At 52.7% G+C, this 20,380-nt stretch carries 15 protein-coding genes; 11 read left to right on the top strand and 4 right to left on the bottom strand.

Translation table 11 applies throughout. The features are described from left to right. Window positions 1-34 precede the first annotated feature (34 nt). Both HOM51_19620 and HOM51_19615 read left to right on the top strand, forming a co-directional pair. A complete protein-coding gene (locus HOM51_19620; protein MBT5036727.1) occupies window positions 35-1,351 on the top strand; it encodes an MFS transporter in 1,317 nt (438 codons plus the stop codon). A gap of 128 nt (window positions 1,352-1,479) precedes the next feature. Then, entirely contained in the window at window positions 1,480-3,153 is a 1,674-nt protein-coding gene (locus HOM51_19615) for a hypothetical protein (GenBank protein ID MBT5036726.1), read from the top strand. Here the strand turns inward: HOM51_19615 and pgl are convergent. Beyond that, window positions 3,150-3,824, bottom strand: a complete 675-nt coding sequence (gene pgl, locus HOM51_19610; protein MBT5036725.1) for a 6-phosphogluconolactonase — start codon at window positions 3,822-3,824, stop codon at window positions 3,150-3,152. The genes HOM51_19615 and pgl overlap by 4 nt on opposite strands. A gap of 84 nt (window positions 3,825-3,908) precedes the next feature. Between pgl and HOM51_19605 the strand changes: the two genes are divergently transcribed. Next, on the top strand, window positions 3,909-5,042 hold the full coding sequence (locus HOM51_19605; protein MBT5036724.1) for a hypothetical protein: 1,134 nt from the start codon (window positions 3,909-3,911) through the stop codon (window positions 5,040-5,042). Here the strand turns inward: HOM51_19605 and HOM51_19600 are convergent. Beyond that, window positions 5,003-5,884 carry a polysaccharide deacetylase family protein gene (locus HOM51_19600; protein MBT5036723.1) on the bottom strand — a complete coding sequence of 294 codons (882 nt, stop codon included), beginning with the start codon at window positions 5,882-5,884 and terminating at the stop codon, window positions 5,003-5,005. The two genes, HOM51_19605 and HOM51_19600, sit on opposite strands and share 40 nt — an antisense overlap. 18 nt (window positions 5,885-5,902) lie before the next feature. After that, a complete protein-coding gene (locus tag HOM51_19595) occupies window positions 5,903-6,907 on the bottom strand; it encodes a GNAT family N-acetyltransferase (GenBank protein ID MBT5036722.1) in 1,005 nt (334 codons plus the stop codon). A 122-nt stretch (window positions 6,908-7,029) separates the two neighbouring features. On the opposite strand from HOM51_19595, the gene HOM51_19590 reads away from it, so the two are divergent. From HOM51_19590 to HOM51_19560, 7 genes are all read left to right on the top strand, one after another. Beyond that, window positions 7,030-7,950 (top strand): NAD(P)-dependent oxidoreductase, encoded by a 921-nt coding sequence (locus HOM51_19590; GenBank protein MBT5036721.1) that lies wholly within the window; start codon window positions 7,030-7,032, stop codon window positions 7,948-7,950. Between the two features lie 12 nt (window positions 7,951-7,962). After that, complete coding sequence (locus HOM51_19585) at window positions 7,963-8,997, top strand: alkene reductase (protein ID MBT5036720.1); 1,035 nt, start codon at window positions 7,963-7,965, stop codon at window positions 8,995-8,997. A gap of 8 nt (window positions 8,998-9,005) precedes the next feature. Beyond that, window positions 9,006-10,091: a CDP-glucose 4,6-dehydratase gene (gene rfbG / locus HOM51_19580; GenBank protein MBT5036719.1), complete on the top strand. Its 1,086-nt coding sequence runs from the start codon at window positions 9,006-9,008 to the stop codon at window positions 10,089-10,091. A gap of 19 nt (window positions 10,092-10,110) precedes the next feature. Beyond that, window positions 10,111-11,448, top strand: a complete 1,338-nt coding sequence (rfbH, locus tag HOM51_19575) for a lipopolysaccharide biosynthesis protein RfbH (GenBank protein ID MBT5036718.1) — start codon at window positions 10,111-10,113, stop codon at window positions 11,446-11,448. A 12-nt stretch (window positions 11,449-11,460) separates the two neighbouring features. After that, entirely contained in the window at window positions 11,461-12,366 is a 906-nt protein-coding gene (locus HOM51_19570) for an NAD(P)-dependent oxidoreductase (GenBank protein MBT5036717.1), read from the top strand. A gap of 85 nt (window positions 12,367-12,451) precedes the next feature. Beyond that, on the top strand, window positions 12,452-14,236 hold the full coding sequence (locus tag HOM51_19565) for a thiamine pyrophosphate-binding protein (protein MBT5036716.1): 1,785 nt from the start codon (window positions 12,452-12,454) through the stop codon (window positions 14,234-14,236). A gap of 167 nt (window positions 14,237-14,403) precedes the next feature. After that, the gene (locus HOM51_19560; protein ID MBT5036715.1) at window positions 14,404-16,209 is read left to right on the top strand and encodes a B12-binding domain-containing radical SAM protein; all 1,806 of its coding nucleotides are present in this window, start codon (window positions 14,404-14,406) and stop codon (window positions 16,207-16,209) included. Here HOM51_19560 and HOM51_19555 read toward each other — a convergent pair. Then, a complete protein-coding gene (locus HOM51_19555; GenBank protein MBT5036714.1) occupies window positions 16,206-17,150 on the bottom strand; it encodes a glycosyltransferase family 2 protein in 945 nt (314 codons plus the stop codon). The genes HOM51_19560 and HOM51_19555 overlap by 4 nt on opposite strands. A gap of 773 nt (window positions 17,151-17,923) precedes the next feature. On the opposite strand from HOM51_19555, the gene HOM51_19550 reads away from it, so the two are divergent. Further along, window positions 17,924-20,380, top strand: a 2,457-nt coding sequence (locus tag HOM51_19550; protein ID MBT5036713.1) for a S8 family serine peptidase, incomplete at its 3' end; no start/stop codon positions are given.

Below are 20,380 nucleotides of genomic sequence, written 5' to 3'. Positions count from 1 at the left end.
CAATTACCGGGAGGGGTTGAAGCGACCCGCTTACATGCCTACTAAAGGATTCACAGATCAACCTTTTTTTGGACCGTCAATGCCCAGACATGCCGCCTATCAGGTGCTTGATGCCGTTATTGGGCAAAAACGCCCGCTTGATGAAGTGCTTGAGAACCAAGACCGCCTGAACGCGCTGTCGGTCCGTGACCGGGCGTTTGCGCGCTCTCTGGTTATGGTCGTTCTGCGCCGTCGCGGTCAGATTGATGCGCTGATCAGCCATTGCTTGGAACGGAAAATCCCAAGGAAAGCCCGCGGCCTCCAAAATATTCTACGTTTGGGTATTGCGCAGGTGCTGTTTCTGAATACTGCAATTCATGCGGCGGTCAACGAATCTGTTGATATGACGGCAGAACTTGGCTTTACCGCCCATAAAAAAATGGTCAACGCCGTACTCCGTCGGCTTACGCGTGAAGGCCAAAAACTGATCTCGACTCAAGACGAAGCGCGCCTGAACACACCGCCCTGGCTTTGGGACAGCTGGACCACAGCCTATGGCGAAGACCTCTGCCGCCAAATCGCCGAAGCCCACGCCAGCGAGCCACCACTGGATATTACAGTCGCCCAAGACCCAGAAATCTGGGCCAAACAATTAGAAGCAAAAGCTCTTCCAACTGGGTCGCTCCGCCGCGCCACGGGTGGCCGGGTGACAGAGTTGCCTGGATTTGAGGAGGGGACGTGGTGGGTTCAAGATGCAGCCGCCGCCTTACCGGTGACCTTGTTGGGGGACGTTAAGGGCAAGACCGTGATTGATCTCTGCGCTGCCCCTGGTGGAAAATCAGCGCAATTGGCCGCTTTGGGGGCCAACGTCGTTGCCGTCGATCGTTCTGAAAACCGAAATAAACGGCTTCGGGCCAACCTTGCCCGGCTTAACCTTGACGTTGAAACAGTTACAGCAGACGCCGAATCGTGGCAGCCGAAAGAACTTGCGGACGCGGTGCTGTTGGATGCGCCGTGCTCTTCCACCGGCACCCTTCGGCGTCACCCAGATGTCGGGTGGTTAAAATCAACTGAGGACGTTACCAAGTTAACCAACTTACAATCCCGACTCTCTGCCGCCGCCATCAATATGGTGAAGCCGGGCGGTTTATTGGTCTATTGCACCTGTTCTTTGCAGCCCGAAGAGGGGGTTGAGATTTATGTTGAGCTTAATCAGTCCGGCCTTCTGACTCCCCAACCTATCACACCCGAAGAACGGCCGGATTTAGCACCCTTTCTGACGCGGGAAGGAACCTTGCGCACCCTGCCCTGCCATTGGCCTGAATTTGGCGGAATGGATGGATTTTTCGCGGCCCGCTGGAAACGACTCTAACTTGCGGTTAAAAAAACATGCCGCCCCGAGGCCCGAGAAATGGTAATAATTAGGACCAACCGATTCGCCTTAGACCACGTTGATCCTATGATATCGCTGGCGAAACTTTCAGTGTCGGACATTGCATCATGATTAAAGCCAAAAAACGTCCGTCGCCAGAATTTCTTATGAGCACGCTGTCGCCCAAGAAGTTAACCCATCGACTGCTTGCAACATGGTTCCCGAGCAAGCTTTACCAGCGCACCCTGACTTGGGGTCGGACTCCCAAAAATATTTTAAATACGCCGCCTGATCTTTGGCCCGGTGACGCGAGTAAAGGCTCCAACCTGCTGCATAATATTTTTCAATTTGAGTATCTTCAGCTGACATTGAGCGATCCAATTTGGCCAGCGACAGAGCAAGACGAGTTTCAACAAGCCTATCTGCACGGGTTTTCCTGGCTTCGGGACCTGCGGGCGCTGGGCAGTGACCCTGCGAAGGAAAAAGCCCGGCACCTGGTGACAGATTGGTCGGAATCCCATGGTACGTGGCAGGACCTTCCCTGGCGTCCTGACCTCCTGGGCGAACGGCTGGCCAACTTGTTGATGAGCTTCGAATTTCTCACTGCATCTGCTGATCCGAAGTTTGCCCAAGCACTTCTCGCCTCTATCGCCATTCAGTCCCGACATTTGAACCGGGTGGCGACGTGGGGTCTGCGCGATTCAAGCCTGTTCGACGTCATTAAAGGGCAGATTCTTTGCGGTATTTGCCTGCCTGGAAACCGCGATGGCTTGGAATCGGGACTTTCTTTGTTGGAACAAGAAATTGCCCGTCAAATTATGCCGGACGGCGGCCATTTCCAACGCAGCCCGTCAATCCAACTTAGGGTATTGCGCCGCCTCATCGAAATTCGCGAGGCGTTACAGGCTGTCCAAGTGGAAATTCCCGTCGCTTTGCAAACTGCCCTCGACCGCATGGGGCCAATGCTCAGAGGCTACCGTTTGGGCGATGGCAGTCTGGCCTTGTTTAACGGCGGAACAGAAGAAGATGGCCGCGCCGTGGATGCTGTGCTGGGGAAGATTGCGGTTAAAGGCAAAGCCCTCTCCAGTGCACCCCACACTGGTTTCCAGCGCCTGACCGCGGGACGCACCCTGATCTTGATGGACACCGGTGGCGCCCCCCCGCAAGACGCCGCCCACAACGTTCATGCGGGCGCGCTTAGCTTCGAGATGTGCATCGGTAAGGAAAAGCTGGTGGTAAATTGCGGCAACCACGCCAGCCACGACGAAGCCTGGACACTGGCGTCTCGAACCACGGCAGCGCATTCCACAGTTTGCGTCAATGACACCAACTCGTTGGTTCTGCCAACGGGCCCGATCCCCTTGCAACAGGCCCGGGAAACCGCTGTGCAGAGACGCGAAGCCGACGGTAATATTTGGCTGGAAGCCAGTCACGAAGGCTATAAATCTATTTTTGGATTGATCCACCGGCGCAAACTTTATCTGGATTCCGCTGGCGTTGATTTTAGAGGCGAAGACAATTTGCTCGGTGATGGCGGCAAGTATTTCGCGGCCCGCTTTCATTTGCATCCGCTCGTTCAAGCTTCCCTGGTCCAGGATGGCACAGGGGTCTTGCTGCGTCTGGCCAAGGGAAAGGGTGCAGGGTGGCGGTTTCGCGCTGCTGGCGGCAGCATATCGTTGGAAGAGAGCATTTATCTGGGCAAACCGGGTGAGCCCCGGCACGGCAACCAAATCGTTGTCTCAGGTGTCATGGAAGATAGCGAAGCAACGGTTAAATGGCGGTTTGATCAGATTTCAAACTAAGCGATAAAAATCGCAATCGGCACTTGGTCCTGATGTAGAATCAATCGAAGTGGCAGATCGACCACCGGCCCTGGCTTTTTCGCCCTTTCATAGACCGCCCGCTTTTTCTCACCTGATAACATCAATATCAAATGCCGAGCGTTTAACAGAGTTTGAGGAGATAGGCTCATCCTAAGAACCCCATCGGGCGCCACAGTTGCTGCACACGCACCTGAGGATTCGGTAAGTGCTGCGGATCCTGGAAACAATGACGCCATATGGCCGTCTTCGCCCATGCCCAGGTAGACCGCATCCAACGGCAAGGGCACGCGCGCCAATCTTTCTTCACATGCTTTTTGGCCGTCCTCAGGTGTCGCTTCCGGCGTCTTCAAGCCGATGAATTGAGCTTTCTTTGCTTTATCCTGAAGTAAATATTCTCGGGCCAGCTTTTCATTGCTATCCACATGGTCTGCCGGGACCCAGCGTTCGTCCGTCAACGTAACAGAGACCTTGTCCCAAGCAACCTCCCGTGCCGCCAACTGAGGGAACACAACCCTTGGTGTCCGCCCCCCAGAGACCGCCAAGGATGCCTGTCCACGGGCCGCAATCGCTGCGACCAGATCGTCGCCCAGCGCATCAGAAACCGCCTGGGCGCACGCATCAAGCCCCTTAAAAAAACGTTCTTCTATCATTGGCACTTGGCGCACTCCGGTGGACAGATTCAAGCGCATGGTGCAGTATCTGCCCCGACCCTGCAACGACCGACCTGTACGCCCATGATCACAACTGTGCCATTGCCGTCTTGGCGGGAACTCGCGACTTCCCTCACCGGACCGATGCCAAATGACGACGACCTTGCCAGGCCTTGGAAACGGGGCACGGAAAGCGCGTTCTGGTTTTCCCGAGCGGCCTGGGCCCTAAAGGTTTTAGCGATATGGTGGGAAGGGGCCACGGGGCGCAAGGAGCCAATTGTTTGGCTGCCGGATTATTTTTGCAACCAATCGACCCTGCCGCTCAGAGACACGGGCGCTCGGCTGATTTTTTATCCTGTTGGACCTGATTTGGAACCCAAATGGGACGCCTGCCAAACCCTGGCTGAGATAGAAAAGCCTGATCTGTTCGTCCTGGTTCATTACTTTGGCAAATCGGCAGACGGTACCAAAGCAAGATCGTTTTGTGATGGTGTTGGTGCGTACCTAATCGAAGACGCGGCTCACGTCCTGGGACCTGCTGATGGCATCGGCGGCCACGGAGATTTCACCTTTTACAGCCCCTATAAAATCTTTCCTGTGCCGGACGGAGCCGTGCTTCTTGTCCGTGATCGTTCTGTTGCAGAGGACGTGGAGGCCGTGGTCAATGCCCTCCCCGACGCGGCGCCTTCCCCCTGGCAATGGCGGATCAAAAGATTTCTGCAAAAAATTGTGCCCGCCCCCCTCCTGGAAAAGCGAGCAAGGACACGGCGGCCGAACTTTAAGGACGACCCACCCCTCGCTCCCATACCGGCAACACCTCGATTAAGCGCTGCGGCCCGGCGCATGCTGGCAACCCAAGGGGGGCGAATGGCTGAAATTGCGGCTGCTCGGAAAACCCATACCGACGCACTTCGGGCGCAAATTAAGTCGTCGCCGGAAGGCCGGCCGTTGCTTAATAGTGCCGAAGCAGGCGCCGCACCCTATCGCTTTCCGTTGATCTACAGTGATCAGGAGCGCGCCGCGGGTCTGTTTAATTTTCTGTCTGAAAAAGGATGTCCGGTGGAAACTTGGCCAGATTTGCCACCGGAAGTCATTGCACAGCCGGAACTCCACGCAGACGCGATCAAACTCCGCCGGACCATGGTCTTTTTACCCGTGCACCAATCGGCGGAACCGGATCAACTGATGGAGTGTTGCTCTGTCGACGAACTGGCGTGACCGAGCATTTGGAAGAGTTTGATACAGGACCGTCCATACCGGATATCCAGCCCACCATCTAAAACAAGTTTTTGGTAGGTAAAGGGCGTGTCCAAACCTATTTCCTGCGCCAGAACACCGCCTTCCGGCGTTCCCGGAAAATTAAGCCCGCGGATGCCGGTGCGGCAATAGCGGTGTGCGGCCATGATAATTCGGAAAGCTTCAATGGAGACCGAGCCAATATCCCCGAACGCATAGGCGTACCACGGACAAGGCTCGGCTAACTTCTCCTCCACCGCTAATCCTGCGCCCAGAATTTCCATCTTCAGTGCATCACCGGTGAGATCAGACAACCGCTTGTGGGTCATGCCATGGGAGCCGATGGTATGACCCATCCGCTGAAGTTCTTCTAGGTCTTGCCAAGTCATCAGTCGTTGCGTGTCATCAAGTTCATCGGCGCTGACCCGGCCCTGAAAAATATTTTTGGCAATGGCATCACGCTGTTCGGATACCGGTAGGTCCATGAGACCGGGACAGACAAAGAAAAGGGCCTTAAGACGCCGCGGTCCTAAAATTTCCCGCGCAACATCTAAGTTAGAAACAAATCCATCATCGAAACTCAACAAACAGGGAATGCGGTTCGATTCTTCTGCGCCGCCGTCAATCAATCGGGCCGCAGCGTCAGGGGTTAAAAACCCGTGTGTTTTCTCAATGTAATCCAGCAGCCGTTCCAAGGCCGGCCGCTGGGACACAGGAACATCATGCAACAGCAGCACCTGAAACCCGGTACGCCGCGTGCCCGCCAACAAGCGATTGAACGCGATAAGCATTCGCCACGGTCCAGCCAGTTTATACCTCAGCATTTGTTATTCATCCCGCCCTCATGACCCTGCTCTGGCCTTATTCACCCGCCACCGCACCAACCGCCCCCGCAAACTGTCGCCACCGAGTTCGAGTTCCGGGGCGAGGCGATAAGGTATACCGCCAAGTCCCTCCTTAAACCGATAGATGCCCTTTGGCGTCAGGACTTCGTCCATGCCCCCCAAATCGAAACGACGGTGACCTTGGTGCTTAAGCGTCTCAACGGCGCGCCATAACAACAACTGCCCCGCGTTCAACCGCCGCCCCGCATCTGTCGTATTGCCCGCAAGATACTCTCCTGTGTCGCCGTATCGCGCTATCAAAGCGGACCCTGCCACCTTGCCGTCTAAACGCGCAACCAACGTATAAAGTTTTCCAACCTCAAGCGACAGATCATTCAAGCTCCGCAGAAAATCGGGCGTCACGCTTGTCGCAAACCCCTTGGCGTCTGAAAATTCTGTATGCGCGTCCAAGAACGCGGTGAACAACGCATCGTCCGTCCCCTCTTCGACCTCAAACCCAGATCTTTCCGCCTTATTGAGACCATTCCGCCATTTCTGTTTGAGTCCTTGGCGTAAATCCTCCACCGACGGCGATAGGTCAAGCATGGCAGAAGCCCAGCCTGGTTCATCGGTTAAGGTGGCGGCCGGAATAAATGAGTCGTCCCCTGGCAGAGGCGGTGCAATCCGCAGGTAAAAGCCTCTCTGATCCACATAGGTTGCTTTTAAGGCAGCAACGAGATCAGCAAAGGGAATGTCTGCTGAATGCCACAAAGGACCCCGATTGATCCAAACGAGGCCGCCACCGATCAACGGTAGAGTCCGGATCATGGCTTGGGCAGCGCCGACGGTTTTGCCATCGATCTTAAATATTCCCCGCTCCACACCCCAGGGACCGGTTTGGGCTTTGGCTTCAGCGTGCTCCCAAGTCTGCAACAAGCTGAGACCATCGAACCCGGAAACCAAATCCGACCAAGTATCTTGCGAAAAGTTTTGCGCCTCGAATGTGACCATAACGCCGATCATGGCGAAGGCTTCTTAAAATGCAAGTGTTGCTGCTCAGGTGTTGCTGGTAAGTAAAGCGGGTGGCGGGGAACCGCTGATTGATTTATAAGTTTTGCCCACGACCCATCCGCCGAAAGAGCCCCATGAACGACCTGCAAAATTTTCACGGCAAAACAATCCTAATTACAGGTGCCAACGGGATGTTGGGACGCGGTTTCCAAGAAGCTTTATCCGATGCACCGGAATGCAGGATTTTAGCGCTTGGTCGTGAAGAGTTAGACATTACAGAGCGGGAGAATGTCATAGGATTTGCAACAGAAAACCCTGACATCATCATCCACTGCGCAGCTTTCGTGAATGCGGAAGGGTGCGAGGAAAATCCTGAACTTTGTCGAGCCGTGCAGGTCGAAGGGACTCGAAACATCGCCGATTTGGCCGCAAAAACCGGGGCCAAGGTACTTTACCCCCAATCGTTTTTAATTTTCGATGGCAAGACCAACCCGATTGCCGAGGACACACCGCCTGCGCCGCAGTCCGTCTATGGCCATTGCAAGTTGGAGGCTGAAGAAATTATTCGCGCCGAATGTTCTGATGCTATTGTTGTGCGAATGGCAGGGTTTTTTGGTGGTGAAGAAAAGGACAAAAATTTTGTCGGGAAGTTCGTTCATCACCTGCACCATCTGATCGAATCTGGGACCAAAACATTCGACGTTGGTGACCGAGTTTGGCAGCCGACCTATACCTTGGATTTGGCACGAAATTGTGTCGCGCTCCTGGCTGCCAACAAAAGCGGCCTTTACACCATGGCGTGTCACGGCGAAGCATCGTTTTATAAATTGGCGGCAGCTTGTGTCGAAGAATTAGGGCTCAGCGACCGCATCACCATCAATCAAGTTTCCGCCGAGCGTTTCAACACGCAAGAAAAAGCCCGTAGGCCTGACCGGGCGATCATGCTAAACAATCGCCTCGATACAGAAGGCCTGGACCTTCAACGCCCGTGGCGCGACGCCCTGAAGGATTATTTAGACCGTCCCTATTTCCGCACACTTTTTTCAGATATTTAGAGGAATACTATTTTGCTGCTTGAACCCAACACACTCGACCCCCTAGGCGATGTCCAAAGCCGCGTTGTTATGTCTGCGATGACCCGAGGATTTGCCGATGCTGATCATTGTGCCACCGCCGACATTGCCGCTTATTACGGCCGCCGCGCGGCTGATGGGGTGGGCTTAATCCTCACCGAAGGCACCATCGTCGATGCCTCTGGCGATGGCTATAACAACGTTCCGCATATCCAGACCGCCGCACAGACCGAAAGCTGGAAGCAAGTGACAGCGGCAGTGCATGCGGAAGGCGGTAAAATTTACAGCCAGCTTTGGCACTGCGGCCGAATTTCTCATTCCGATTTCACCGGTGGTGATGCGCCCGTCAGTTCCACCAACGAACAGGCCGCCGGCCACAACCGACAAAACGATAAACCCTTCGGCGTGCCGCGGGCGCTGGAAACAGACGAAATGCCGACGATCTATGAAATGTTTCGGCTGGCTGCGCGGAATGCCATGGAAGCTGGGTTCGACGGTGTTCAGGTTCACGGCGGGCATGGCTACCTGACCGATCAATTTTTTGATGCGCGGGTCAACGACCGAACCGACCGCTATGGCGGATCGGTCGAAAATCGATGTCGGTTCGCGTTGGAACTTTTGGAAACGGTACTGGGCGAAGTCGGTGCTGACAAAGTCATGATGCGAATTTCCCCGTCTCGGTTCATGGGGGAGCTTTATGATTGGCCGGATTTGGACGAGATGATTGATTATGTGATCCCGGCCTTTCAATCTTTGGGCCTCAGGATGCTCGACATCAGTTGCGCCAATGCAGATTATTTTGCGACCTCTGGGCGGGTCATCCGAACCGTACGTCCGATGTGGGACGGGCTTTTAATCGGCGGCGCGTCCCTAACCCCAGACCAAGCCAATAGTGAACTTAACGACGGTCTGTTGGATATGGTGACATGGGGCCGGCGCATTCTGACCAACCCGGATTTTTGTCAAAAGGTCCGCGCCGGTGATACGCTTCAGGACTTCGACCCGGCACAGCTAAAGACCTTGGAGTAATTCGACGCATGGCGCAGGTTGACCCTAATTTTTGGCGGTCTAAGCGTGTGTTCCTCACCGGGCACACCGGCTTTAAGGGAAGCTGGATGGCGCTTTGGTTGCAGCATATGGGCGCTGATGTCGCGGGCTATGCCCTGGCGCCGCCAACAGACCCTGCTGTATTCGATCTTGCCTACGTTGCGGACGGCATGGCCCATCAGGTCGCCGATGTTCGGGATTTGGACACTCTGTCTAAGGCACTAGGGGCACACCAACCCGATGTAGTCATGCATATGGCGGCGCAGGCCCTGGTGCGAGATTCCTATGAACACCCGGTCGATACCTATGCGACCAACGTTATGGGCACGGTAAACCTTTTGGAAGCCTGCCGCAGGGCCGACAGCGTCCGTGCCGTGGTCATCGTCACCAGCGACAAATGCTACGAAAACCGCGAGCACATGGCAGGCTATACGGAAACCGATGCCATGGGCGGCTATGATCCCTACAGCAGTTCCAAGGGCGCCGCGGAAATCGTCACGGCGGCCTATCGCCAAAGCTATTTTAACCCGACTGATTGGGATAATCATGGTGTGGGAGTAGCGTCCGCCCGTGCCGGCAATGTGATCGGCGGTGGCGACTGGGCCAAGGATCGTTTGGTTCCCGATTTGATCAACTCATTTATTGCCGGCGAAAAAACCGTGATCCGCTATCCCGGCGCCATCCGTCCCTGGCAGCATGTACTGGAGCCTGTGGCTGGATATCTGATCCTCGCACAACGGTTGCATGAGGACGGCGCGCCTTTCGCCGAAGCCTGGAACTTTGGTCCCGGCAGCGACAGTGAGAAACCGGTCCAGCACATTGCCGACACCCTATCAGCACTATGGAGCAACGAAGCTGGTTGGACCCTGGACGAAGGGGATTTCCCCCATGAGGCGACGTTTTTAAAACTCGATTGCACCAAGGCCATCGAAAAACTGGGCTGGCACCCCCGCTTGGCATTGGATGACGCATTGGCGATGACCGTTGACTGGTATCAGGCCTATGCGGCACAAGAGGAATTGAAAGCGTTCACCCTTGATCAAATAGAAAAATTCAGCGGCGCGCAGCCTCTGTAACGAAAGGACCATTGTAAAAGTGTCCCCTGAGACTCCCCCCGAAAACGACGACCCCGAACGACTCCGCCAGGAAATTCTCAATCTGGTTGAACGCTATCACGCGGCGTCTCACCCAGATCAGGCGTTCGATCCTAACCGGTCCCCTGTACCGGTATCCGGTAGGGTCTATGAGGCCGCCGACATGCGGTCGTTGGTGGATTCGTCTTTGGATTTTTGGCTAACAACTGGGCGTTTTAACGACGCATTTGAGCTGAAGTTGCGGCGGTTTTTAGGTACACGGAAAGCGCTGACGGTCAATTCGGGATCATCCGCCAATCTGGTCGCCTTGGCCTCCCTGACAGCTGCGGATTTTGGCGATAGAGCTTTAAAACCGGGCGATGAAATTATCACCTGTGCCACAGGGTTCCCGACCACCCTAAACCCGGCCCTGCTGTACGGCCTTTCGCCCGTCTTCCTGGACGTCGACATTCCGACCTACAACATTGATACGACCCGCCTGGAAGAAGCGGTGACGGAAAAAACCAAAGCCATCATGATCGCCCACACCCTAGGCAATCCATTCAATTTGGCCGCCGTGATGGAGGTCGCCAAAAAGCACAATCTTTGGGTGATCGAAGACTCCTGCGATGCCCTTGGATCCAAATACGATGGTCAAATGGTCGGCACCTTCGGTGATATTGGCACGCTCAGTTTTTACCCCGCCCATCACATCACCATGGGTGAAGGGGGTGCTGTTTTCACCAACCGCCCGAAAATCAACCAAGTGATGGAGTCGGTCCGAGACTGGGGCCGGGACTGCTTTTGCGACCCCGGCAAGGACAATACCTGTGGCAAACGGTTTGAATGGAAGCTGGGAGAATTGCCGGAAGGCTATGATCACAAATATATATACTCCCGGCTGGGCTATAACCTGAAAATTACCGACATGCAGGCCGCCGTCGGTGTTGCACAATTGGACCATCTGGAAGAATTCACCCAAGCCCGGAAAAGTAATTTCAAAACAATCAAAGCCGGTCTAATGGATTTGGAAGAGTTTTTTATTCTCCCCGAAGCAACGCCCAACAGTGATCCCTCCTGGTTCGGGTTCCCGCTGACAATTCGTGAAGGTGCGCCCTTTAACCGCAATGATCTGCTTCGCCACCTGAACGACCAGCGCATCGGTACCCGTTTGTTATTTGGTAGTAACCTTCTGCGTCAGCCCTACATGATCGGCCGCCCGAACCGGGTTGTCGGCACCCTGACAAACAGCGATATCGTTGTCGCCAGGTCCTTCTGGCTGGGAGTTTATCCCGGGCTGGGCGCACCAGAAATTGATTATATGTTGGACCAAATACACAGCTTTTGCAGCGATGTGTAAGCGGAGTCACACATGACCACCATCGCAATCCTAGGGGCCACGGGACACATCGGCAAAGCCTTGGCGACAGAATTAAATGCGGACCCAAATGTTGAACTATTGTTATACGCCCGGCGGCCTGATGCCATCCTGGGCGGTATAGACATCGCTGAGTTTGGCAAACTGCCCTTTGATGTTGTGATTAATGCGGTCGGGGCAGGAACGCCTGCAGGGGTCCGGGAATTAGGGGCCGAGATTTTTACCGTTACCGAGACCGTCGATAACTCAGTGCTGGCCGTTCTAAATAATTTTCCGAAGGCGCTTTATCTGTTTCTCTCGAGCGGTGCTGTCTATGGCACCGATTTTACCAAGCCCGCGCGAAAAGACACTGTGAATAAATTACCCATCAACGCCCTTGACCCCAGTCATTTTTATGGTCTCTCAAAAATAAATGCAGAAGCCAAGCACCGGGGCCATAGCGAATTAAATATCATTGATCTTCGGGTATTTTCATTCTTTAGCCGCTTCATTGATTTAGAAGCGCGGTTTTTTATTACCGATGCTATTCACGCCATCCAGGACGGAACGGTTCTCAAAACATCCCGCCAAGATATTATCCGCGACTTTGTAACACCGCCGGATTTTGCCCATCTCATCAATTGCTGCATCAAGACGTGGCGAAACAGCGACACACCCGTTAATGCCGCCTTGGATGTATATTCGAAGGCAACTGTTGGAAAGTTCGACCTGCTCAACCAGATTAAAGCTGACTTTCCTTTCGACTATGATTTAGAGGACGATGCGGGCCTCGTCTCGACCGGCCCGAAGTCGAATTACTATTCGCTTGATCATAGCGCCGAAGACTGGGGATATACGCCGGAATTTACATCTATTGACGGTGTCCTTCGGGAATTATCCGATTTGCTGGCAACATCTTAAAATCTTTCGTCTTGAGACACCCCGTTCGGGTTTGGTATGTCTCATCTATTAATGCCAAGGATCGACCCCTTTCAGGAGAAAATGTATGACCGGCGCGGAATATGTTGCTGAATTTCTAGCGCAACGCAAAATCGAGAACGTCTTTCTACTGACCGGCGGTGCGTGTGTCTTCATGGTGGATGCAATTGGTCAGCACCCAACTCTCGATTATAAATGCTTTCAGCATGAACAAGGTGCTGCAATGGCGGCCGATGCCGTGTGGCGTTCATGTGGCAAAGTCGGCGTGACAATGGCGACCAGTGGCCCTGGGGCAACGAACCTAATAACGGGAATTGCGTGCAACTGGTTTGATTCCATCCCGGTCATGCACATCACCGGACAGGTTAATCTCCGCGACAGTGAGGTGTTTAAGGGCTCCAAAGTTCGCCAGACCGGGTTTCAGGAAACCCAAATCGTTGAGCTTATTAAGCCAATTACCAAATATGCGGTTCAAATTCGTAATGGCGACGAGCTAAAACGTGAACTCACGAAGGCTTATAACATTGCTATTACAGGAAGGATGGGACCGGTCCTAATCGACGTTCCGATGAACGTGCAGCAGGAAGAGGTCGGCGACGAGATTTTTTACGAGCCGCCTCAGGATGAAGCACCTTCCACCGAAATTTTATCTGCCTTGAAAATAGCGACCACAGATTTATTTGAAGGCGCTGAACGTCCGTTGGTCCTGTTTGGTGCCGGTGTTGGTCTTTCGGGTGCAGAAGAAAGAATTGCTGCTTGGTTAGAACGAATTGGCGTTCCCTTCGTTTCCAGTTGGAGCGGATGTAGTTATTTTGACCACCGCCTGCTAGGCTACTGCGGCTCCATCGGCGTCTATGGCAACAGAGGTGCCAATAATATTCTGCAGAACTGCGATGCTTTGCTGGTATTGGGCAGTCGTCTGGACACCCGCCAACGGCCAGGGGACCCTAAACTTTTCGCCCCGGCGGCTAAAATTCATGTCGTCGACGTCGATGTTGAGGAACTGAACAAATACACGCCACAAGGCTATGGCGTTACTGAGCTTTCAATGGACAAGGCGGTCCCCGTTATCGAAACGCTTGAAGCCCCTGATATCTCAGAGGCATGGCAGGATTACGTTGGCATCCAAAAAGAAAAATATTTTGATAAAGACACCAGCCAATTCGCCAAGGACCATGACACCATTTCGCCTTATGAAGCGATTCGCCAAGTTAATCGCCTGGTAAATGAAGACGCGACTGTTTTGGTTGATTGCGGCGCAACCACCTGTTGGTTCTTCCTGTCTTTCTTACGTAAGAAGCACACGATCTTCTCCAATGGTGGCTGCGCGCCGATCTCGTACGCTTTATCAGCCTCTATTGGGGCCGCATTTTCTCAGCCTGGTGAACGTATTTTCTGTTTCATCGGCGACGGCGGGTTTCAAAATAATATCCAGGAACTGCAGACGATCTCTCAGTACAATCTTCCCATTACCGTGATAATTCTCAATAACTATGGCTACGGAATTGTGAAACAGTTCCAAGATATTTATATGGACGAACGCAACGAAGGTGCGCTCCCGGAAAGTGGTTACGGCCTGCCAAAATTTGCCAGCATCGCGGAAGGTTACAGCCAAAGTTACCACCGCATAGATGATTTAAAGGATCTAACCCGCGAGATTCTATACGCCGATGGTGCGCATATTATCGATGTGACCCTACACCGAGATACCCCGATTGAACCCAAACTGGAAATCGGCCACCTGATCCACGATCAGACACCCTATCTGAGCGACGAAGAATTCAACGATGCCAATCGCTTCGTTGATTTTGATCGGAAAAATCTCACTGTGCGGTCTAGTATTTCGGATTAGGTGTGCCCAACTTGATAGAATTGTGGATGAGTCTTTGAAAGTCGGCGCTAAGTTTTTGTAGTTTTAAAGGTTAATGAAGGTTAGTAATACCTTCGGTGTCGAATGATTTGGGTCATATCATCCTCATCAAAGCGGTTTTTTGAAGCTCGAGTGGGTAGGAAAATTAAATGGCTGAGGCCAATAGAATTCTCGAAGGTACCAGTCCAGAAAGGTTTGATGCATTTCTGGATGTTCATTTTCCAACCCGCAAGATCGACCGCGTGCTTTTGGTCAACCCGCCGGACGCCGACAGCGAAGTTTTTCGCTTTGAAACAGCGCACCGGGGTCGCAATACCAACTTTGCGCCTTATGGTCTGGGGGTCATTGCTGAAAACCTGCGGCAAGCCAATATCGACGTTAGAATTTGTAATCTGAACAACTTGGTTCTACGGGCGGCCTGTGAAGCGGAATCTGCCGACGATTTCGATTTTAATTCTGTCTGGCAACACCAACTAGATAGCGCCATCGCCGACTTCAAACCCGACATGATCGGTGTTTCGTGCATGTTCACAATGACCCACAATGTGTTCGGCCAAGTATGCGAACGGGCTGCGGGGCATGATATTCCCGTTGCGATCGGTGGCGTCCACGTCAGCAACGACGTTGAGCGCGTGATGGGTGATATTCCATCAGCTGATATCGCGTTCATGCGTGAAGGCGACCTCGCAATTCGGCGCTTCGTAAACGTCGTTCGAAAAGATTTGGGTGCGGAAAATCTAGCCCAAGTCATATTCAATGATGGCGGTGAAAAATTGTATGCAGATGGGGCCGTCGTCCCGAGCGCAGAAGAAATGGACGTCATTCCTGCACTAGACTTGATGAACGTATCTGAATCTGCACGCTACGGCACAATTGGCTCATTCTATTTCCTGAAAGACCGGGACACACGGCTGGCCACAGTTTTAACCAACCGCGGCTGCCGCGCCCAATGTACGTTTTGTAGTGTCCGTAATTTCAACGGCGTTGGTGTGCGTCACCGCTCAATCAGTTCTGTGGTCGATGAGTTTGAGCGGCTTCAAAATGACCACGGTATTGGCCACGTCATGCTGCTTGATGATGACGCCTTTAAGGACCACAGACGCGCCATCAGCCTTTATAATGAAATGGTTCGGCGGGGCTTGACGCTGACGTGGGACGCATCAAATGGTGTTATCGCTTCCTCTTGTACGGAAGAGGTGATTTCGGCGGCAGTCGAAAGCGGCTGCATTGCACTGCACATCGGCATGGAATCCGGGAACCGGCAAATTCTCAAAGAGGTAAAGAAACCAGGAACGCCTGAAACTTTCCTCCGAGCGGCAGAAGTTCTTCGCAAATTTCCAGATCTATACTCGTCGGCGTACATCATCATCGGCTTCCCGAATGAGAATATTTCAATGATTCGCGACACCATGTCGGTCTCGGCTGAAATGGACCTGGATTGGTATCGAATTTCCATTCTTCAGCCCCTACCGAATACACCCATTTATGAATCGATGAATGAGCAGGGTCTCATCAGCAATACCAATAAAAGCGAAGTCCGTATGGCGCTTGGCAGTTATGGCAAGGTCAACGAAAAGCAAAATAAGCTACAGACTTCGCCAGAAGAGTTCAGAGAGATGTTTGATTCTCTGGCCGCAGATGAAATTCCTGATGGCGAGCAGATCACCGATATTTGGTTCTACATGAACTATAAGATGAACTTTCATCGCCTGTTCAATGAGAAGCGTCCGCTAAAGTTAGAACAACAACGGAAAATGCTCACCAACTTGGTCGACATTGTTTCGCCGGAGCACGGCTTCGGGCTTTATTTCTTGGCGTTGATGGAGAAAAATGCTGCCGGCCAAGCAAGCCCTGCCACCCTGGAACGACTGCACAATCAAGTCGCTGCTTCCCCTTATTGGAGCCAACGGCTTGCGGCCTATGGACTAGACCCCGAATCCTTGGCCGCTGCTTAATCTGTAAAGTTCACGCGCTCACGTTCGACGACCAAGGGGCGCTTGCGAACCTGATTGTAGATCGCAAGAACATACTCCCCAAGAAATCCTATAAAAAATAACTGAACGCCGGCGAAGAAAAACAGACCGGTGATTATCAGCATGTTGCCGCGTGGAATGTCATGATCCATGGCAAAATACGCAATCGTGTTTACGATTGCGAATAGGATGCTAAGGGCTGAAATAACAATTCCTGATGCTAAGGCGAGTCGCATTGGCACTGTACTAAAAGAAATGAGACCATTTAGACCTTGGTCAACGAGACTGAGCAGACGGTTCTTTGATATTCCTTTACGCCGTTCCTTCCATGTATAAGGAACCGCCACCTGCTTGAAGCCGCATTCAAAAGTCATCGCCCGGGTAAACGGGTAGGCGTCATCGAATTCCCGGATAACGTCCAATACCTTCTTATCGACGAGCTGAAACTCGCCCACATCGGGGGGCATATCAAAGTAGGAAATTTTGGTCATAATCTGGTAGTAAAGCTTACGCACGAATATCATGCCCGCGCCTTCTTCCCGTTCAGCCCGAACGCCATAGACAATTTCGTAGCCTTGCTCCCATAACTTTACAAATTCGGGCAAAAGTTCGGGTGGGTCCTGCAAATCCGCAGGCAAAAATATTAAGATCAGATCGCCGGTAGCACTTCTGACACCGTTGAAGTGTGATCGCATGGGGCCGAAATTGCGGGCGTTCAAAATTAGTTTGACCTGGGGGTTCTCCGTAGCCATCTCACGCAGAATATCAACCGTGCCATCAGTCGATGCGTTGTCGCAAAAAATATGTTCGAGATCATAATTGGCTAAGTGCTCTTGATGAATCTCTTGCACTGCTTCATAGCAGTCGCGAATGCATTCTTCTTCGTTGTAACAGGGGGTAATGATGCTGATTGTTTTTTTCATGACCGGGTATATTAGCTCATCTAAATTCTATTCAACGTAAAAGTTTTCCCCTAAGGTTTTGGGCACATCATCCGCAAGAGAATAGGCAATTGGCACCAAATTTATGTTCTTCACCTTCGTCTAATTTTGAGGCCTAGACCAGCCAAAAGATAGCTCCAGATATTAAATATTGTTCAATTATTGGTTTGGCGGACAATCCATACGAAACGGTATTTAGCGCCAATTTGGCAGCGTTCTCCGTCATGACTATGATGCCGAATTGGTGCGCGATTTATTGAAGGCTCGAAGGATATTCCAGGAAATGCGCGGGCAACACCAAGCAGGGTAAGCCGGTGTCAAGAACAGCTATCGGTTCATTTTCTTTAGCGGGGCGATCTTCGTGCATCTGCAAGACATTGGTTCCTTTGTTTGACGATTGCGTTCGTTTTAGGCGCCATTTCCTGCGATTTAGGCCAAAATTCGACGTTTCCCCAATATTAGGGCTTAAAATTCTAGATAGTATCCTGAGAATTAGGGCATTTTGTGCTATATTTTCCAGGTGGACGTCGCAATATACCTTCAAAAAATTTAGCTGTGACCGGCGTCATACCTAAATTTTTCCATTTCTGCCATAAATACGCCGTTAAATCCTTTCATAGGTAACCTAATCAAATGGGTGTTTTGACCCTATAGGTGTTTTGAAAGGGGGGAGCTACATCGTTAGCTTAAGTGTGACCGCCTTTAAACGATTGGCATGCACACGTTAGGCGCGACGATACCGTGATTGGAAGCTTGTGGTAGACATTAAGCAGGATCAAGAGTCTGAAGGGTTCACCTACGTCATTACGCCGCAGGTGATTCCTGGTGATTCCGGCTTTGGATCGCAGTGGCATCTGGTCAATACCTCTTATCCCGGCGTTGATGTCAACGTAACGACTGTTTGGGACGACTACCAAGGCAATGGTGTCGTTGTTGGCGTCGTCGATACCGGGATTGATTACAATCACCCAGACCTCAACGCCAATTATCGCTTCGATTTAGATTATGACGCCCGCAGCGGCGATAGTGATTCATATGCGTCTGCGTCTGATGATAACCACGGCACCACGGTCGCCGGTGTTATCGGTGCGGCAATCGGCGGTGGCAGCACGGTAGGGATTGCACCGGGCGCCGATATCACCGGATTCCGTATAGGCTTTGGCTCCGGCGGCTCGGGTCAAACCGATACCCAGATGCAGAACATGGCGACCGTCGATGTCGCCAACAACAGCTGGGGCTATAACGGATTTTTCACCGATAATTTCCTTTACTCGTCCTTTGCCGCCTCCGCCAACGCAATCGAAAACGCGGTGGCGACAGGGCGCGGTGGACTGGGCACAATTATCACGTTCTCTTCGGGCAATTCCCGTCAGGAAGGGGATAACGTCAACTATCATAGCTTTGGCAATTCGCAACATACAATCGCCGTCGGTGCCATCAGCATCACAGGCTCGATCGCGTCGTTCAGCACGCCGGGTGCAGCGGTTTTAGTTTCTGCCCCTGGTGTGGGCATCTACACCACAGACCGGCTTGGTTCGGCCGGGTATTCAGGCGGAGACTATACATCCATCAGCGGCACATCGTTCTCCTCGCCTGCCGTTGCGGCTGTAACCGCATTGATCTTGGAGGCCAATCCCGATCTCGGTTACCGCGATGTTCAGGAAATTCTCGCCTATTCGTCGCGCAACCCGACGGCGTCGAATTCGGGTTGGCAGACCAACGGTGCAAATAATTGGAACGGCGGTGGTTTATTGGTCAGTGATGACTACGGCTTCGGCTTGGTTGACGCCTATGCTGCCGTTCGCCTCGCCGAAACCTGGACCGAGCAGAGCACCTTTAGTAACTTAATTTCAACCTCCGCTTCGACCAGCCCCAACTTTGCGATCAACGACCTTTCTACCACGTCCAGCAGTGTCTCAATCAGTAACAGTAACGGGCTGGAAATCGATCACGTCGAGGTCGAACTGCATCTGGACCACACCTATATCGGCGATTTGTCGGTTCGCTTGACCTCTCCCGATGGCACCACAAGCCTACTTGTTAACCGTCCAGGGGTCAGTGGTTCATCAACTTGGGGGACCTCTCAGAATGACATCGATGCAATTTTAACCAGCGTGCAGCACTGGGGAGAGACCGGCGAAGGCACCTGGACTTTGGCGGTCACCGACAGTGCCAACAACGATCAAGGCGTCCTCCGCAACTGGAACCTATCGCTATTCGGCGACGCACTGAACGCCAATGATACGTACATCTACACCAGCGAATGGGCGCGCCACGGTGGTGAGGCAGGCCGTGGCCTGATTACCGACAGCGGCGGGATCGATACCCTCAACTTTGCGACCATCAATACAGATTTAACCTTCGATCTGACTTCAGGAATTTCGAACACGCTGTTCGGACACAGCATCGATATCGCTTCGAGTTCGCTAATCGAAAATCTATATGCAGGTGATGGGGCTGACACGATTACGGGGAACGCCGCTGATAACACCCTGATGGGAGGGCGAGGAGACGATACCTTGGCGGGCGGCTTAGGTGTGGACACGGCCCTGTTTGATGGTAATTTTGCTGATTTTAATATTAATCTTGCTCAAAGTGTCTATACGGTAACAGACCTTGCTGGTTCACAGGGTACAGACATAATTTCCGGTTTCGAATTCTTCCAATTTGAAGACCAAACCATCGCTGTTGATAACGGTAGTGGCCCTATCGTCGGAACATCTGGCAATGACACGTTGACCGGTCGAACAGGAGACGACACCATAGACGGCCTCGCAGGTGACGATCTGTTCATCGCCAGTTCCGGCAACGACAGCCTAATTGGGGGCGCGGGGAACGACACCGTCAACTATGGAGAAGATGGAACCAACTATGATGTCCAGTTCAACTCGGCGGACGGGACTTGGCTGGTTAACGATCTCGACTCCTCTGCCATCAACTACGGAAGCAACGTTCTTGATGGTATTGAAAGAATTCAATTCGCTGACCGAGACATTGCCTTGGCTTCCGATGGTACATCACTGTCTGCGATTACCAGCTCCATACAAATGGATGTCGACACATCTACCACCTGGTCACTGACGGGGTCTGGTGGCGATGGCGGTCTGACGTACGCCCTTGAGACGGGTGCGGCGAACGGCACGGTGACGGTTAATGCGGATGGGACGTATGACTATACGCCGAGCTTGGGCTACCAGGGGTCGGACACTTTT

The sequence above is a fragment of the Rhodospirillaceae bacterium genome (assembly GCA_018660465.1).
Lineage (GTDB): Bacteria > Pseudomonadota > Alphaproteobacteria > Rhodospirillales > JABJKH01 > JABJKH01.
The sequence above is the reverse complement of the archived record's forward strand: the minus strand, read 5'-3'. Positions and strand labels throughout refer to the sequence as shown.

Bases quoted from the DNA above. Each gene is read 5' to 3' on its own strand.
- HOM51_19620 (MBT5036727.1), top strand. From the start codon at position 35: ATGCCTACTAAAGGATTCACAGATCAACCTTTTTTTGGACCGTCAATG.
- HOM51_19615 (MBT5036726.1), top strand. From the start codon at position 1,480: ATGATTAAAGCCAAAAAACGTCCGTCGCCAGAATTTCTTATGAGCACG.
- pgl (MBT5036725.1), bottom strand. From the start codon at position 3,824: ATGATAGAAGAACGTTTTTTTAAGGGGCTTGATGCGTGCGCCCAGGCG.
- HOM51_19605 (MBT5036724.1), top strand. From the start codon at position 3,909: ATGATCACAACTGTGCCATTGCCGTCTTGGCGGGAACTCGCGACTTCC.
- HOM51_19600 (MBT5036723.1), bottom strand. From the start codon at position 5,884: ATGCTGAGGTATAAACTGGCTGGACCGTGGCGAATGCTTATCGCGTTC.
- HOM51_19595 (MBT5036722.1), bottom strand. From the start codon at position 6,907: ATGATCGGCGTTATGGTCACATTCGAGGCGCAAAACTTTTCGCAAGAT.
- HOM51_19590 (MBT5036721.1), top strand. From the start codon at position 7,030: ATGAACGACCTGCAAAATTTTCACGGCAAAACAATCCTAATTACAGGT.
- rfbG (MBT5036719.1), top strand. From the start codon at position 9,006: ATGGCGCAGGTTGACCCTAATTTTTGGCGGTCTAAGCGTGTGTTCCTC.
- HOM51_19570 (MBT5036717.1), top strand. From the start codon at position 11,461: ATGACCACCATCGCAATCCTAGGGGCCACGGGACACATCGGCAAAGCC.
- HOM51_19565 (MBT5036716.1), top strand. From the start codon at position 12,452: ATGACCGGCGCGGAATATGTTGCTGAATTTCTAGCGCAACGCAAAATC.
- HOM51_19560 (MBT5036715.1), top strand. From the start codon at position 14,404: ATGGCTGAGGCCAATAGAATTCTCGAAGGTACCAGTCCAGAAAGGTTT.
- HOM51_19555 (MBT5036714.1), bottom strand. From the start codon at position 17,150: ATGAAAAAAACAATCAGCATCATTACCCCCTGTTACAACGAAGAAGAA.